Here is a 16,542-nt window from a genome sequence, read left to right as displayed (position 1 = left end):
CTCTTATTTAGTTTTCAAGGTACAAAGTTTCTACAGGATGTCGTGACTTCTGTGTTCGTCACAGGACGTGACGGATTTTAACAGAAAATCCTTTTATCCTTGAGAGGTATAATTTACTCTCTCAAAACTGAACCAAACAACCAAGTATGTCTTCCGCATAGTCTAGCTTCAACGTTCAAACAACGCCAAAGCTTCCTATCTATTCCTTAGAAAGGAGGTGATCCAGCCGCACCTTCCGATACGGCTACCTTGTTACGACTTCACCCCAATCATTGGTCCCACCTTCGGCGGCTGGCTCCAAAAGGTTACCTCACCGACTTCGGGTGTTACCAACTCTCGTGGTGTGACGGGCGGTGTGTACAAGACCCGGGAACGTATTCACCGCGGCATGCTGATCCGCGATTACTAGCGATTCCGGCTTCATGCAGGCGAGTTGCAGCCTGCAATCCGAACTGAGAATGGTTTTATGGGATTTGCTTGGCCTCGCGGCTTCGCTGCCCTTTGTTCCATCCATTGTAGCACGTGTGTAGCCCAGGTCATAAGGGGCATGATGATTTGACGTCATCCCCACCTTCCTCCGGTTTGTCACCGGCAGTCACCTTAGAGTGCCCAACTAAATGCTGGCAACTAAGATCAAGGGTTGCGCTCGTTGCGGGACTTAACCCAACATCTCACGACACGAGCTGACGACAACCATGCACCACCTGTCACTCTGTCCCCGAAGGGAACTCCCTATCTCTAGGGGCGTCAGAGGATGTCAAGACCTGGTAAGGTTCTTCGCGTTGCTTCGAATTAAACCACATGCTCCACCGCTTGTGCGGGTCCCCGTCAATTCTTTTGAGTTTCAGCCTTGCGGCCGTACTCCCCAGGCGGAGTGCTTAATGCGTTAACTTCAGCACTAAGGGGCGGAAACCCCCTAACACCTAGCACTCATCGTTTACGGCGTGGACTACCAGGGTATCTAATCCTGTTCGCTACCCACGCTTTCGCACCTCAGCGTCAGTTACAGACCAGAGAGTCGCCTTCGCCACTGGTGTTCCTCCACATCTCTACGCATTTCACCGCTACACGTGGAATTCCACTCTCCTCTTCTGTACTCAAGTCCCCCAGTTTCCAATGGCCCTCCACGGTTAAGCCGTGGGCTTTCACATCAGACTTAAAGGACCGCCTGCGCGCGCTTTACGCCCAATAATTCCGGACAACGCTTGCCCCCTACGTATTACCGCGGCTGCTGGCACGTAGTTAGCCGGGGCTTTCTGGTTAGGTACCGTCAAGGTGCCAACCTATTCGAATGGCACTTGTTCTTCCCTAACAACAGAGTTTTACGATCCGAAAACCTTCATCACTCACGCGGCGTTGCTCCGTCAGACTTTCGTCCATTGCGGAAGATTCCCTACTGCTGCCTCCCGTAGGAGTCTGGGCCGTGTCTCAGTCCCAGTGTGGCCGATCACCCTCTCAGGTCGGCTACGCATCGTCGCCTTGGTGAGCTTTTATCTCACCAACTAGCTAATGCGCCGCGGGCCCATCTGTAAGTGACAGCATATGCCGCCTTTCAACATCTCGTCATGCGACGATATGTATCATCCGGTATTAGCCCCGGTTTCCCGGAGTTATCCCAGTCTTACAGGTAGGTTGCCCACGTGTTACTCACCCGTCCGCCGCTCGTTCCACAAGCGTCACCCCCGAAGGAGATCTGCTTGCTTCCCGCGCTCGACTTGCATGTATTAGGCACGCCGCCAGCGTTCGTCCTGAGCCAAGATCAAACTCTCCATAAAAGTTTGTGATGATGAACACCGTTCTTCATCATTCTTAGCTTCTTCCGAGATTGCTCTCGGTCGATTTTTTAAAAGAAAAACAGAGATTGCTTTTCTTGACATACTGGTTGTTTTGTTCAGTTTTCAAAGAGCAAATTTGTTTTGGTGGAGCCTAGCGGGATCGAACCGCTGACCTCCTGCGTGCAAGGCAGGCGCTCTCCCAGCTGAGCTAAGGCCCCGTATATAAACTGGTCGGGAAGACAGGATTTGAACCTGCGACCCCATGGTCCCAAACCATGTGCTCTACCAAGCTGAGCTACTTCCCGTATGATGGCGCGCCCGAGAGGAGTCGAACCCCTAACCTTTTGATCCGTAGTCAAACGCTCTATCCAATTGAGCTACGGGCGCATATGGTGCCGAGGGCCGGACTCGAACCGGCACGGTAGAAACCTACCGCAGGATTTTAAGTCCTGTGCGTCTGCCAATTCCGCCACCCCGGCTTGGCTTGGAGCGGAAGACGGGATTCGAACCCGCGACCCCCACCTTGGCAAGGTGGTGTTCTACCACTGAACTACTTCCGCATAAAGACCAAACTCTTATTTTATGGTGCGGGTGGAGGGAGTTGAACCCCCACGTCCGAAGACACTAGATCCTAAGTCTAGCGCGTCTGCCAATTCCGCCACACCCGCAAAAAAAACGAATGGTGAGCCATGGAGGATTCGAACCTCCGACCCTCTGATTAAAAGTCAGATGCTCTACCGACTGAGCTAATGGCTCGTATATTTTTTCATTCAAGATTTGCGCTATTACGTTAAATGGTGCCGGCCAGAGGACTTGAACCCCCAACCTACTGATTACAAGTCAGTTGCTCTACCAATTGAGCTAGGCCGGCAATGGTGGAGGATGCAGGGCTCGAACCTGCGACCCCTTGCTTGTAAGGCAAGTGCTCTCCCAGCTGAGCTAATCCTCCAACGCACGCAACGATAATTCGTTACGAACATCAATGAATAAATAATGTATTGCCTGGCGGCGTCCTACTCTTGCAGGGGCAAAGCCCCAACTACCATCGGCGCTGGAGAGCTTAACTTCTGTGTTCGGCATGGGAACAGGTGTGACCTCTCCGCCATTACTACCAGGCAAAGTTGCTATTTGTTATGTTGTGCTAAAAAATAGGCACAAATCTTATTATAAGCGTTTTTGAGAAAAAATCAAGATTTTTGTTGAAAAAAATCGATTCCTGATTTATACCTCGAAAACTAAATAAGAGATCATCCAACGATTCATCTTCCAAAATGGTTAGTTAAGTCCTCGATCGATTAGTATCCGTCAGCTACACGTGTCACCACGCTTCCACCTCGGACCTATCAACCTCATCATCTCTGAGGGATCTTACTCACTTTTAGTGATGGGAAGTCTCATCTTGAGGGGGGCTTCATGCTTAGATGCTTTCAGCACTTATCCCTGCCACACGTAGCTACCCAGCTATGCTCCTGGCGGAACAACTGGTACACCAGCGGTGTGTCCATCCCGGTCCTCTCGTACTAAGGACAGCTCCTCTCAAACCTCCTGCGCCCACGACGGATAGGGACCGAACTGTCTCACGACGTTCTGAACCCAGCTCGCGTACCGCTTTAATGGGCGAACAGCCCAACCCTTGGGACCGACTACAGCCCCAGGATGCGATGAGCCGACATCGAGGTGCCAAACCTCCCCGTCGATGTGAACTCTTGGGGGAGATAAGCCTGTTATCCCCGGGGTAGCTTTTATCCGTTGAGCGATGGCCCTTCCATGCGGAACCACCGGATCACTAAGCCCGACTTTCGTCCCTGCTCGACTTGTAGGTCTCGCAGTCAAGCTCCCTTCTGCCTTTACACTCTGCGAATGATTTCCAACCATTCTGAGGGAACCTTTGGGCGCCTCCGTTACCTTTTGGGAGGCGACCGCCCCAGTCAAACTGCCCGCCTGACACTGTCTCCGGACCGGATCACGGCCCTGGGTTAGAAGGTTCGTACAGCCAGGGTGGTATCCCACGGTTGCCTCCACGTAAGCTAGCGCTCACGCTTCGATGGCTCCCACCTATCCTGTACAAGCTGTACCAACATTCAATATCAGGCTACAGTAAAGCTCCACGGGGTCTTTCCGTCCTGTCGCGGGTAATGCGCATCTTCACGCATAGTATAATTTCACCGGGTCTCTCGTTGAGACAGTGCCCAAGTCGTTGCACCTTTCGTGCGGGTCGGAACTTACCCGACAAGGAATTTCGCTACCTTAGGACCGTTATAGTTACGGCCGCCGTTTACTGGGGCTTCGGTTCTACGCTTCGTGCCGAAGCACTAACGTTTCCCCTTAACCTTCCAGCACCGGGCAGGTGTCAGCCCCTATACTTCGCCTTTCGGCTTCGCAGAGACCTGTGTTTTTGCTAAACAGTCGCTTGGGCCTATTCACTGCGGCTCCTCCTTAAAGGAGCACCCCTTCTCCCGAAGTTACGGGGTCATTTTGCCGAGTTCCTTAACGAGAGTTCTCCCGCTCACCTTAGGATTCTCTCCTCGCCTACCTGTGTCGGTTTGCGGTACGGGCACCTATGAACTTACTAGAGGCTTTTCTTGGCAGTGTGAAATCCGGAACTTCGGTACTCTATTTCCCTCCCCGTCACAGCTTGAAATTATCGGACGGATTTGCCTATCCGACTTTCTCACTGCTTGGGCGCACACATCCATCCGTGCGCATTCCTTATCCTACTGCGTCCCCCCATCGTTCAAACGTTCATGAGGTGGTACAGGAATATCTACCTGTTGTCCATCGCCTACGCCTTTCGGCCTCGGCTTAGGTCCCGACTAACCCTGAGAGGACGAGCCTTCCTCAGGAAACCTTAGGCATTCGGTGAAAGAGATTCTCACTCTTTTTTCGCTACTCATACCGGCATTCTCACTTCAAAGCGCTCCACCAGTCCTCACGATCTGACTTCACTGCACTTTGAACGCTCTCCTACCATTGTTCGTAGAACAATCCGCAGCTTCGGTGATACGTTTAGCCCCGGTACATTTTCGGCGCAGAGTCACTCGACCAGTGAGCTATTACGCACTCTTTAAATGGTGGCTGCTTCTAAGCCAACATCCTGGTTGTCTGGGCAACTCCACATCCTTTTCCACTTAACGTATACTTTGGGACCTTAGCTGGCGGTCTGGGCTGTTTCCCTTTCGACTATGAACCTTATCACCCATAGTCTGACTCCCAAGGATAAGTAGCTGGCATTCGGAGTTTGACTGAATTCGGTAACCCGATGAGGGCCCCTAGTTCAATCAGTGCTCTACCTCCAGTACTCTTTCCTTGAGGCTAGCCCTAAAGCTATTTCGGAGAGAACCAGCTATCTCCGTGTTCGATTGGCATTTCACCCCTACCCACACCTCATCCCCGCATTTTTCAACATACGTGGGTTCGGGCCTCCAGTCAGTGTTACCTGACCTTCACCCTGGACATGGGTAGATCACACGGTTTCGGGTCTACGACCGCATACTATATCGCCCTATTCAGACTCGCTTTCGCTGCGGCTCCGTGTCTTCCACTTAACCTTGCATACGATCGTAACTCGCCGGTCCATTCTACAAAAGGTACGCCGTCACCCATTAACGGGCTTCGACTACTTGTAGGCACACGGTTTCAGGTTCTCTTTCACTCCCCTCCCGGGGTGCTTTTCACCTTTCCCTCACGGTACTGGTTCACTATCGGTCACTAGGGAGTATTTAGCCTTGGGAGATGGTCCTCCCGGATTCCGACGGAATTCCTCGTGTTCCGCCGTACTCAGGATACACTCCGGAGGAGATTCCTTTTCGATTACAGGGCTGTTACCTTCTTTGGCGGATCTTTCCAGATCGCTTCATCTAAAGAATCTCTTGATAACTCCTATGGAGTGTCCTACAACCCCAGAAGGCAAGCCTTCTGGTTTGGGCTGTTTCCGTTTCGCTCGCCGCTACTTGGGAAATCGCATTTGCTTTCTCTTCCTCCGGGTACTGAGATGTTTCAGTTCCCCGGGTATGCCTCTTCTATCCTATGAATTCAGATAAAAGTACTACTCCATTACGAGCAGTGGGTTCCCCCATTCGGAAATTCCCGGATCGACGTCTACTTACGACTCCCCGGGACATATCGGTGTTAGTCCCGTCCTTCTTCGGCTCCTAGTGCCAAGGCATCCACCGTGCGCCCTTATTCACTTAACTAACTTTCTATTTATGAATAAGCATATTACTTTTCAGCTTTTGGTTTTCTAGCTTCAGCTCATAGCAATAGCATGACTTCCTTCCTCTCCATACGATAAGTCAACATCGATTCACTTGCGTTCACCGTGTTTCCTTTATCTCCTTCGAGTCAGTCCAGTCTGTACATCGCTACACATTCGCTTCCGCTTTTAGTTTGATGTCGTTGTTACTCTTATTTAGTTTTCAAGGTACAAAGTTTCTACAGGATGTCGTGACTTCTGTGTTCGTCACAGGACGTGACGGATTTTAACAGAAAATCCTTTTATCCTTGAGAGGTATAATTTACTCTCTCAAAACTGAACCAAACAACCAAGTATGTCTTCCGCATAGTCTAGCTTCAACGTTCAAACAACGCCAAAGCTTCCTATCTATTCCTTAGAAAGGAGGTGATCCAGCCGCACCTTCCGATACGGCTACCTTGTTACGACTTCACCCCAATCATTGGTCCCACCTTCGGCGGCTGGCTCCAAAAGGTTACCTCACCGACTTCGGGTGTTACCAACTCTCGTGGTGTGACGGGCGGTGTGTACAAGACCCGGGAACGTATTCACCGCGGCATGCTGATCCGCGATTACTAGCGATTCCGGCTTCATGCAGGCGAGTTGCAGCCTGCAATCCGAACTGAGAATGGTTTTATGGGATTTGCTTGGCCTCGCGGCTTCGCTGCCCTTTGTTCCATCCATTGTAGCACGTGTGTAGCCCAGGTCATAAGGGGCATGATGATTTGACGTCATCCCCACCTTCCTCCGGTTTGTCACCGGCAGTCACCTTAGAGTGCCCAACTAAATGCTGGCAACTAAGATCAAGGGTTGCGCTCGTTGCGGGACTTAACCCAACATCTCACGACACGAGCTGACGACAACCATGCACCACCTGTCACTCTGTCCCCGAAGGGAACTCCCTATCTCTAGGGGCGTCAGAGGATGTCAAGACCTGGTAAGGTTCTTCGCGTTGCTTCGAATTAAACCACATGCTCCACCGCTTGTGCGGGTCCCCGTCAATTCTTTTGAGTTTCAGCCTTGCGGCCGTACTCCCCAGGCGGAGTGCTTAATGCGTTAACTTCAGCACTAAGGGGCGGAAACCCCCTAACACCTAGCACTCATCGTTTACGGCGTGGACTACCAGGGTATCTAATCCTGTTCGCTACCCACGCTTTCGCACCTCAGCGTCAGTTACAGACCAGAGAGTCGCCTTCGCCACTGGTGTTCCTCCACATCTCTACGCATTTCACCGCTACACGTGGAATTCCACTCTCCTCTTCTGTACTCAAGTCCCCCAGTTTCCAATGGCCCTCCACGGTTAAGCCGTGGGCTTTCACATCAGACTTAAAGGACCGCCTGCGCGCGCTTTACGCCCAATAATTCCGGACAACGCTTGCCCCCTACGTATTACCGCGGCTGCTGGCACGTAGTTAGCCGGGGCTTTCTGGTTAGGTACCGTCAAGGTGCCAACCTATTCGAATGGCACTTGTTCTTCCCTAACAACAGAGTTTTACGATCCGAAAACCTTCATCACTCACGCGGCGTTGCTCCGTCAGACTTTCGTCCATTGCGGAAGATTCCCTACTGCTGCCTCCCGTAGGAGTCTGGGCCGTGTCTCAGTCCCAGTGTGGCCGATCACCCTCTCAGGTCGGCTACGCATCGTCGCCTTGGTGAGCTTTTATCTCACCAACTAGCTAATGCGCCGCGGGCCCATCTGTAAGTGACAGCATATGCCGCCTTTCAACATCTCGTCATGCGACGATATGTATCATCCGGTATTAGCCCCGGTTTCCCGGAGTTATCCCAGTCTTACAGGTAGGTTGCCCACGTGTTACTCACCCGTCCGCCGCTCGTTCCACAAGCGTCACCCCCGAAGGAGATCTGCTTGCTTCCCGCGCTCGACTTGCATGTATTAGGCACGCCGCCAGCGTTCGTCCTGAGCCAAGATCAAACTCTCCATAAAAGTTTGTGATGATGAACACCGTTCTTCATCATTCTTAGCTTCTTCCGAGATTGCTCTCGGTCGATTTTTTAAAAGAAAAACAGAGATTGCTTTTCTTGACATACTGGTTGTTTTGTTCAGTTTTCAAAGAGCAAATTTGTTAGCGTCTTTTTTGCGACGCAACTTCTTAATTATACCATTATGAAACTACTTTGTCAACAACTTTTTTTCAAGATGTTTTTTCGCTTCAAATTGGCGACTTTATAAATATAACATGCGTTCATGATAAAGTCAACATATTTTTAAAGAGATTTTTGTTGTTGTTTAATAACTCTGCTTTCAAGCTGTTTATTAAAGCAACGTACATTAGATTACCACGTTTAATAACGGAAATCAAGACTTTTTTTTAATAAAACCGACGAAAAATCTATTTCTATTGTTTACATAATTCGTTATTTTATTCACAAATTAATGTTTGCATATTTGATTTACGATTATAGATATCACCTTTAATTACATTGGACCATTTAATGAAAGGAAACAGACTGCACTCTCTTCTAATAGAAGCATAAGTTTTATCCTAAAACCTTACCTAACTTTCCGTTTACTTACCTAGCGCGACTAAAACAGCACGTATTGTATTAAGTTTAAGCTATAAGAAATAATTTCGCTACCTCTTCTGGCTCATCTATCTTTTAAAAGAGCTCTATCCTTTTAGAAGGTTATTCAGCAAACCCAAATAAAAAACGCAAGGTCATAATGGTTCCTTGCGTTTTTATTACATGTTACATTTATTTATTTTTCATTTGCGGAAATAATAATACATCGCGGATAGACGCTGAATTAGTTAGTAGCATGACTAAGCGGTCTACCCCTATACCAAGTCCCCCAGTTGGAGGAAGTCCATATTCTAACGCTTCTAAGAAATCTGTATCCATATAGTGAGCTTCATCATTACCAGCCGCTCTTTCTTTCACCTGAGCTTCAAATCGCTCCCGTTGATCTATTGGATCGTTCAACTCACTAAACGCATTAGCATGTTCTCGTCCCACAATAAACAATTCAAATCGATCTGTAAACCGATCATCTTGATTATTTTTCTTAGCTAATGGCGAAATTTCTACTGGATGTCCATAGATAAATGTTGGTTGTATTAGCTCTTCTTCTACTTTTTGTTCAAAGAACTCATTTACTACATGGCCATATGTCATGGAATTTTTAATCTCAACGCCGTGCTCTTTAGCTAGCTCTCGTGCTTCTTCATCACTCATGTGTTGCCAAAAATCAACGCCAGTTTTTTCTTTAATTGCATCAACCATATGCTTTCTTGTCCATTTCGGAGCCAAGTCCACCTCATATTCACCATACGTGACCGTAGTGGTACCTAAAACTTCTTTGGAAATATGTGCAACAAGTCTCTCCGTTAAATCCATGATATCGTGATAATCTGCATACGCCTCATACAATTCTATCATCGTAAATTCTGGGTTATGTCTCGTCGACACTCCTTCATTTCGAAACACCCTGCCAATTTCGTATACTTTTTCTAAGCCACCGATAATCAATCGTTTCAAATGCAACTCAATAGCAATCCGCATATAGAGGTCTACATCTAATGCATTATGATGTGTAATAAAAGGTCTTGCGGTAGCACCGCCAGGAATTCCATGTAACATAGGTGTTTCTACTTCTAAAAAGCCTTGTCCGTCCAGATAACGGCGCATTGCTTGAATAATTTTGCTTCGCAGTACAAATGTTTCTTTACTATCCATGTTCGTAATCAAATCAAGATAACGTTGACGGTATCGTTGTTCAATATCTTTTAATCCATGATATTTCTCCGGTAATGGGCGTAACGATTTCGTAAGCAACTTAAAATCAGTCACTTTAACAGATAGTTCCCCTACCTTCGTCTTGAACATGGTACCTGTTACACCAATAATATCTCCTATATCGCTTGATTTAAAAATTTCATACGCGGCTTCCCCAACAGAGTCTTTTCGCACATAAAGCTGTATTTGACCGCTAATATCTTGAATATGAGCAAAGCCAGCTTTTCCTTTCCCACGCTTTGTCATCATTCTTCCTGCAACGGTTACTTGCTCTTCTTTGTTTTCCAGTTCTTCCTTAGAATACCGATCGTATAAATCTTTCAATTCACTTGCGACGTGTGAACGAGGGAATCGCTCTCCAAAAGGGTTTATTCCCTGTTCTATTAATTGTTCCATTTTCTCTTTACGCACACGCATATGTTCATTTATTTCCTCAGACACCGTGATCACTCCAGTCCTTTTCTATAGGTAGTATAGCCGATATTTTTATATCTTTCATGTATTGCGCTTTTTCTTGATAAAACCGTAAAGGAAAACACAGCTGCGTAATAATATAACAATGTCCAACTCATAAAAATTTAAAGCGTTCAAATCGATAATAAGTGGTAAAAACCTGTCGGCATTTGGCTGACAGATCCCATCTTAAGTTCAACAAATAGGTACCACATACGTTTAGTGCATTGGCATATGGATTCCTTGCAAACGGACAGTTAACAGCAAAAACAAAGCCATGAAATCCCTACGTTTTAAAAAGCTTTCATATCGTTATAACTCGTTAACCTAGGTATATAACATATTTAATCATCCATCTCGTGTTTCCACGTCATGACCTTTCGACGAGCCTTCCCGTCTCCACAGGTCTTTTCCTTTTCTAAATTCATCACTTACCTATCTTGATTATCTTCATAATGGAGCATTAGCTCATCTTTTGAAATATTAAGTGTATGCACTACTATATCTATAAGTTCATCAGAAATCGGCTTAACGCCTCGCTCTATTCCACCAATAACAGATAGCGGAATGTCCAGCTCTTTTGCAAATTCCGCCTGGGTATATCCCTTTAATTTACGAAAAGCTTTTAACCGTCTTCCGATTCTTTTTTGGTCCATATCTCTACATCCTTTAAGTCTTTTCCTGGAAGTTTCTTCACAGCCCCAGTTACGTCCTTTTCTCCATCTGGTAAAGGTAATATTACATGCGGTGCAATTTCGTTTAATGGAACAAGCACAAATGCACGCTCGTGCATGCGAGGATGCGGAATCGTTAAACGTTCCATTTCTATATTTTCTTGATTATATAATAAAATGTCAAGGTCTAATGTACGCGGTCCGAATCGAATCGTTCGTTTTCTCCCTAATTCACTTTCTATTTGTTGACAGTAGTCTAAAAGTTCCAATGGTGAACAAGTTGTCTCTACTTCAATCACCATATTCAAAAAATCAGCTTGCTTTGTATATCCTACAGGAGCTGTTTGGTAAATGGATGATGTTTTCATCACGTTTATCTCTTCATGATCTTGTAGTCGATGTAAACCTTCTTCTAAAAACTTTTCCCTTGGCTCAATGTTTGTTCCTAATGCTATATATACCTGATTCATTTTCACTTCTCCCTATATATCTCTACGGCAACCGAATGATATTGACCTGGAATTGGTGGATCTGGCTTAATTAGCTTAATTTCACATGCCTGAAGCAAGTCGAAAGAAGCCAATAACTTTTCCGCAATCATTTCCGCAACAGCCTCGATTAATTTTTTTGCTTCTCCTTCGACAATCTCTTTTATATACTCATAGGCTTCACCGTAGTGAATGGAATCATTCATATCATCACTTTTTCCAGCCTTACTTAAGTCAAGATACAATGTAGCATCCAATTGGAAGCGTTGACCCAATTTATTTTCTTCTGGAAGTAACCCATGAAAACCATAGAACTGCAATTGTTGTAAATGTATTTTATCCAACTTACTCCCCTCTTTCTACTCGAAGCATTGCGTCCATCATTTTAGCAAGCTGCCAGTTCGTTTTCACATCATGTACACGTACCATTTGAGCACCCTTCATAATGCCCATGCAAGTAGTTGCGCCTGTTCCTATATCACGATTTTCTGCTGGCTCATCCAAAATATGTCCAATAAATCGTTTTCTGGAAGTTCCTAAAAGCAGTGGATAGCCTAGCTTAGAAAAACGCTCTAACTGATTCATGACGAGTAAATTATGTTCAGCTGTCTTAGCAAAACCGATACCAGGATCAATGATAATTTGTTCATTAGGAACTCCAGCCTTTAGCGCTATCGCTATACTTTCTTCTAGATCAGCGATCATATCTATAATTAAATCTTGATAATTAGTATTGGTTCGATTATGCATCAAAATAATCGGTACGTCATACGCTTTTGCAACTTGGACAATTTCTGGCTCTCGCTTTGCTCCCCAAACATCGTTAATGATGTCAGCACCAGCCTCTATAGCCGCTTTAGCTGTTTCTGCTTTATATGTATCGATAGATATCGGAATGCTTATATGCTTCTTAACTTCTTGAATAATGGGGACCACGCGGGCAATTTCCTCTGTTTGGGAAACCGGCTCATGGTTAGGGCGTGTAGATTCACCACCAATATCAAGTATATCAGCACCTTCTTTTTCTAGCTTCACTGCTTGTTCAATGGCTTTTTCAAGCGTATTATAATTGCCACCATCAGAAAAAGAATCAGGTGTGACATTTAATATCCCCATAATATGTGTGCGATTGGTTAAATCATAAGTTTGCTTTTTCGTTTTTAATCGCATCATACGTCCATCCTTCTTTCCATCTTTTTTTCTTATCGTATCATACAACGTTTTCGTAAGCGACCGGTATCAATTATGTAAATTGAAAACGAGCTTTTATTCTCTATCATTCATGTTGAAATTTCTCTTACTTCAACAGAGTTATATCTTCCATAGGAAATCTTTGAATGTTAGAAGAAGAAAAAGTCACACGAACCTTATGATGACTATGGAGAATAGTTACAAAATGAAAGGTGACAAAAAAACTTTATAAACAAAACAATTCCTTTTTAATCTTACTACACTTTTAAACCGGACAAATCCACCTCCATACAAAATAGCAACTCGTTATACCAAAATATGATTTCTTGTGAAAATAGGAAAAACCAGCACCGAATATCGATACTGGTCTTCTTTCACACTTTATAAGAGAAGCTCCTCTACTCCTGATCCCCAAATTGATAAAGAGGTGTCGACAAGTAGCGCTCCCCGTTATCAGGGAAAATAGCCAATACTTTCTTACCTTTACCAAGTTTCTTTGCTACTTTCTTAGCAGCCGCAACAGCTGCACCAGCAGACACTCCTCCAAGAATGCCGTTTTTAGTAGCCACTTCTCTTGCGACTTCATATGCCTCATCATTTTCAATCTGGTAAATGTCATCGTAAATAGTTGTATCTAAAATACGTGGTACGAACCCTGCGCCTATGCCTTGAATTTTATGTGGTCCAGGCTTCTCTCCAGAAAGAACTGCTGAAGCTGCAGGTTCTACAGCATATACTTGCAGGTTATCGAAATGCTCCTTTAAGACTTTACCAGCTCCCGTAATCGTACCACCTGTACCGATACCAGCAATAAATGCGTCCAACCCGCCGTCACCCATTTGTGCAATGATTTCTTTTCCTGTCGTTTTGGCATGAACTTCGGGGTTTGCAACATTATTAAATTGCTGTGGCATAAAATAACCATGCTCTTTTTGCAGTTCTTCTGCTTTTTGAATCGCACCCTTCATTCCTTCAGCTCCTGGAGTGAGAACAAGCTCCGCTCCATAAGCACGTAAAAGGTTACGGCGTTCTTGACTCATTGTGTCAGGCATAACTAACACTGCTTTATAATCCTTTGCAGCAGCGACCATCGCTAAGCCTATCCCTGTATTACCGCTCGTTGGCTCAATAATGGTATCCCCTGATTTTAATAGTCCATCTCTTTCCGCAGCCTCGACCATCGCTAAAGCAATTCTATCCTTTACGGAACTACCTGGATTCATAAATTCGAGCTTTACATAAATATCTGCGCTTTCATTATCCGTAATTCCTTTTAATTTTACAATCGGAGTCTCTCCAATAAGTTCTGCTATACTTTGAGCAACTTTCATTTTTCAGCCTCCTAATTCCTACTTTTTCGATAAGATTAATTCTAATTTACGCTTTCTTATGAAGAATGTCAACCTTTCCATTTTGTTTGATTATAAAAAATTCAAATGCCATCACAAATCAACATTTGTACTTTGCAACCATTATCATGAATTATTAACAATAGCACAAAGCATTGGAGTGCATTCGATAGTCGAGGTGAAAAATGCTTCATACATAGTTTTATTTTTCATAACATATTTTTTAAATTAATATCATCACTTTGAGCATAACCGTTACCTTCGACTTCATTTTTAAGTGTCTACGCCTCTTGAAGCAAGGACTATGGATCGGTTGAAGAATATATCCATTCTATATCTTGATTTTTCCAAAGTGGATCTGCTTCTAAAGTCTGGTTTTTCTGATGTAAAGCTAATTCACTTTTTATATACGGTTTCATCTCTTCATACGTAAAGGTAATAGAAGGCAGTTTTCGATGAAGATAAATAATTGCTACACCTTCATCTACCTCAAATGGTTGACTATACGAGAATTCAACCATGTCAGCAGCGATATTTTCATAGTCCTTTGGGAAATATTGGCTCTCGGTAGAAATATACCCTAAATATCCTCCCTCGTCTTTTGTTTCTTTATCCATGGAATACTCTTGAGCTAACAAATTAAATGACGCGCCATCGTCTAGCTCATGGTAAACTTTCTCAGCCGTTTCTGAATCTTTCACTAAAATATGAGATATTTGCATAGATGATGTAAAATTATATTGTTCCCCATATGTATCATAATGCTCTTTTATTTTTTCATCCGATACGGATACATCTTCTGTTAACAGCATTTCCAATTGGTAACGATATCGAATATCATTCTCCCATTCAGCTTCCAGATGTTCATATTCGGGCTTTGAAATAATACCTTGCATAGCAAGCAACATTGATATTTCTCTTTCAACAACTTTATCACTTATAGAAATATCTTTCTCATCTGCTAATTGCTTCACAAGCTTTTGATCGATCATCGATTTTAACTGTTCTTCCCCATATGTATTTCGTAAAGCCTCTTGCCACATCTGAAAACTGATTTCTTCTCCATTAACCGTGGCTGCGGCTTCATTCAGTTTATACTTCTTATGTTCACCTGTTCCTACATCAACTTGTCCGCCTTGATTCCATACTAATAAAGTTGCAATATTTGTTACAAGAAGAATTACAATAATACCTAATAGTAATTTTTTTGACATTCTTCATTCCCCCTGTTAAGGATACATATGAACTTTCTATTAAAAAACTCGCTTCTATTATTTTAACCAATACACCGTTAAGATTATCCATCCGAGAAAAAATTTACAGCAGCCGCCAACCCTTCGCTCTCTTATGTAGCGCTTGCACATAGACATGTGTGATAATTCAGATTATTTCGTTCATCCAAGCTGTATATTCCCTTGAAAACTACCTAGGCAACTGACTCTCAAGAATAAAGCAAGGGGGCACTTCATTAGAAAAACTTGGCTTGTCGCCATGTCTTATGGCGGAAGCCTTTGTTTTTCTTCGTCGCAAACAGGAATTGGACCATTACTTTATTTCCATGTATCACGCTCATTGTTATTAGGAAACTAAAATGCTGCATTTTCGGACACAGCTAAAGCTCCCTTTTTCTGGAATTCATCGTAAACGTAACATCCCCACCAAAAGACTGTCCATTCGCGAAAGTCTTTGGCAGGGTACTTATTGATGCGTTAAACTTAAGACTCACTAAGGTTTTGCTTTAATATACGCAGCTCTTCTTCGGTAAACTGATAAATCTCGTTACAAAAATGACAGCTTGCTTCTGCTCCGTGATCTTCTTCAATCATACTTTGGATTTCTTTTTCTCCAAGCCCTTGAATCGCTCGTTCTAACCGTTCCTTAGAACATTTACAACGAAACTCCATCGGTACCGTTTCATGTATTTTCACCTCTTGATCGTTAAAAAGCCGCTGTAAAATTTGCTCTGGCGTATTTCCTTCTCGAATTAACGTAGATATAGGAGGAAAAGCTTGAATTTGCTCTTCTAGTTGTTGAATAACTTCTTCACTTGCTCCAGGCATGAGCTGGACAATAAACCCTCCAGCAGCTAAAATACTATGATCTGAATTAACTAAAACACCCGCTCCAACAGCTGAAGGAGCTTGCTCGGAATTTGCAAAATAATAGGTGAAATCTTCACTAATTTCCCCGGAAATAATCGGAACTTCTCCGGTAAAATAATCTTTTAATCCTAGATCTTTAATGACGCTAATTGTACCTTCTGTTCCAACTGCTCTCGCGACATCTAGCTTTCCCTTTGAATTAAGTTCAAAATCCACATGTGGATTGGTGACATACCCCCGAACATGACCGTTCGCATTCGCATCAGCAATGATTGCACCCATAGGGCCATTCCCCATTATCTTTGTCGTAATGGTATCATCTCCTTTTAGCATGGCTCCCATCATACCAGTAATGGTTAGTGTTCTCCCTAAAGCAGCTGAGGCTGTTGCCCATGTATCGTGACGGCGACGCGCTTCCTCAACTGTATTGGTGGAAGTAGCAGCATACGCACGCACCATGCCGTTATAGGCTGTTGCTTTTATAATAAAGTCTTTCATACTCGACTTGTCTCCCTTCTTAGCA

Annotated in this window: 8 protein-coding genes, 9 tRNA genes and 4 rRNA genes; all 21 read right to left on the bottom strand. The window is 44.5% G+C overall.

Features of this window, described 5'->3' with window-relative positions:
* Window positions 1-210: 210 nt before the first annotated feature.
* The 21 genes from BKP57_RS11385 to hslO all read right to left on the bottom strand — a co-directional run bounded on the left by BKP57_RS11385 (window position 211) and on the right by hslO (window position 16,517).
* Window positions 211-1,775 (bottom strand): 16S ribosomal RNA (locus BKP57_RS11385).
* 142 nt (window positions 1,776-1,917) lie between these two features.
* Window positions 1,918-1,993 (bottom strand) — tRNA-Ala (locus BKP57_RS11380).
* Window positions 1,994-2,003: 10 nt separating this feature from the next.
* Window positions 2,004-2,080, bottom strand: a tRNA-Pro gene (locus tag BKP57_RS11375).
* 5 nt (window positions 2,081-2,085) lie between these two features.
* A tRNA-Arg gene (locus BKP57_RS11370) sits at window positions 2,086-2,162 on the bottom strand.
* A 3-nt stretch (window positions 2,163-2,165) separates the two neighbouring features.
* Window positions 2,166-2,254: transfer RNA gene (locus BKP57_RS11365), tRNA-Leu, on the bottom strand.
* A 6-nt stretch (window positions 2,255-2,260) separates the two neighbouring features.
* Window positions 2,261-2,335 (bottom strand) — tRNA-Gly (locus BKP57_RS11360).
* Window positions 2,336-2,358: 23 nt separating this feature from the next.
* Window positions 2,359-2,443: transfer RNA gene (locus BKP57_RS11355), tRNA-Leu, on the bottom strand.
* Between the two features lie 12 nt (window positions 2,444-2,455).
* A tRNA-Lys gene (locus BKP57_RS11350) sits at window positions 2,456-2,531 on the bottom strand.
* Window positions 2,532-2,570: 39 nt separating this feature from the next.
* Window positions 2,571-2,646, bottom strand: a tRNA-Thr gene (locus BKP57_RS11345).
* Window positions 2,647-2,648: 2 nt separating this feature from the next.
* A tRNA-Val gene (locus tag BKP57_RS11340) sits at window positions 2,649-2,724 on the bottom strand.
* Between the two features lie 51 nt (window positions 2,725-2,775).
* Window positions 2,776-2,891: ribosomal RNA gene (gene rrf / locus BKP57_RS11335) — 5S ribosomal RNA — on the bottom strand.
* Between the two features lie 159 nt (window positions 2,892-3,050).
* Window positions 3,051-5,968, bottom strand: a 23S ribosomal RNA gene (locus BKP57_RS11330).
* A gap of 418 nt (window positions 5,969-6,386) precedes the next feature.
* Window positions 6,387-7,951 (bottom strand): 16S ribosomal RNA (locus BKP57_RS11325).
* Together the 16S, 23S and 5S rRNA genes with 9 tRNA genes alongside form the textbook arrangement of a ribosomal RNA operon.
* 770 nt (window positions 7,952-8,721) lie before the next feature.
* The gene (lysS, locus tag BKP57_RS11320) at window positions 8,722-10,203 is read right to left on the bottom strand and encodes a lysine--tRNA ligase (RefSeq protein ID WP_050350461.1); all 1,482 of its coding nucleotides are present in this window, start codon (window positions 10,201-10,203) and stop codon (window positions 8,722-8,724) included.
* A 443-nt stretch (window positions 10,204-10,646) separates the two neighbouring features.
* Window positions 10,647-10,871 carry a helix-turn-helix domain-containing protein gene (locus tag BKP57_RS11315; RefSeq protein ID WP_050350462.1) on the bottom strand — a complete coding sequence of 75 codons (225 nt, stop codon included), beginning with the start codon at window positions 10,869-10,871 and terminating at the stop codon, window positions 10,647-10,649.
* Window positions 10,841-11,359, bottom strand: a complete 519-nt coding sequence (gene folK, locus BKP57_RS11310) for a 2-amino-4-hydroxy-6-hydroxymethyldihydropteridine diphosphokinase (RefSeq protein ID WP_050350463.1) — start codon at window positions 11,357-11,359, stop codon at window positions 10,841-10,843. Before folK ends, BKP57_RS11315 begins: the two co-directional genes overlap by 31 nt.
* A gap of 2 nt (window positions 11,360-11,361) precedes the next feature.
* Window positions 11,362-11,721 carry a dihydroneopterin aldolase gene (folB, locus tag BKP57_RS11305; protein ID WP_072741553.1) on the bottom strand — a complete coding sequence of 120 codons (360 nt, stop codon included), beginning with the start codon at window positions 11,719-11,721 and terminating at the stop codon, window positions 11,362-11,364.
* Window position 11,722: 1 nt separating this feature from the next.
* Window positions 11,723-12,547: a dihydropteroate synthase gene (gene folP, locus BKP57_RS11300; RefSeq protein WP_050351146.1), complete on the bottom strand. Its 825-nt coding sequence runs from the start codon at window positions 12,545-12,547 to the stop codon at window positions 11,723-11,725.
* Window positions 12,548-12,966: 419 nt separating this feature from the next.
* Window positions 12,967-13,899: a cysteine synthase A gene (gene cysK / locus BKP57_RS11295; protein ID WP_072741552.1), complete on the bottom strand. Its 933-nt coding sequence runs from the start codon at window positions 13,897-13,899 to the stop codon at window positions 12,967-12,969.
* Window positions 13,900-14,219: 320 nt separating this feature from the next.
* The gene (locus tag BKP57_RS11290) at window positions 14,220-15,131 is read right to left on the bottom strand and encodes a peptidylprolyl isomerase (protein WP_072741551.1); all 912 of its coding nucleotides are present in this window, start codon (window positions 15,129-15,131) and stop codon (window positions 14,220-14,222) included.
* Between the two features lie 501 nt (window positions 15,132-15,632).
* The gene (gene hslO, locus BKP57_RS11285) at window positions 15,633-16,517 is read right to left on the bottom strand and encodes an Hsp33 family molecular chaperone HslO (protein ID WP_050350466.1); all 885 of its coding nucleotides are present in this window, start codon (window positions 16,515-16,517) and stop codon (window positions 15,633-15,635) included.
* Window positions 16,518-16,542: the final 25 nt, after the last annotated feature.

Origin of the sequence: Virgibacillus sp. 6R (assembly GCF_001895305.1) — a bacterium.
GTDB lineage: Bacteria > Bacillota > Bacilli > Bacillales > Amphibacillaceae > Virgibacillus > Virgibacillus pantothenticus.
This window is presented reverse-complemented; position numbering and strand designations above follow the sequence as displayed.

Excerpts from the sequence above, each read along its gene's own strand:
- BKP57_RS11290 (WP_072741551.1), bottom strand. The coding sequence starts at position 15,131 with ATGTCAAAAAAATTACTATTAGGTATTATTGTAATTCTTCTTGTAACA.
- hslO (WP_050350466.1), bottom strand. The coding sequence starts at position 16,517 with ATGAAAGACTTTATTATAAAAGCAACAGCCTATAACGGCATGGTGCGT.
- folK (WP_050350463.1), bottom strand. The coding sequence starts at position 11,359 with ATGAATCAGGTATATATAGCATTAGGAACAAACATTGAGCCAAGGGAA.
- cysK (WP_072741552.1), bottom strand. The coding sequence starts at position 13,899 with ATGAAAGTTGCTCAAAGTATAGCAGAACTTATTGGAGAGACTCCGATT.
- BKP57_RS11315 (WP_050350462.1), bottom strand. The coding sequence starts at position 10,871 with ATGGACCAAAAAAGAATCGGAAGACGGTTAAAAGCTTTTCGTAAATTA.
- folP (WP_050351146.1), bottom strand. The coding sequence starts at position 12,547 with ATGCGATTAAAAACGAAAAAGCAAACTTATGATTTAACCAATCGCACA.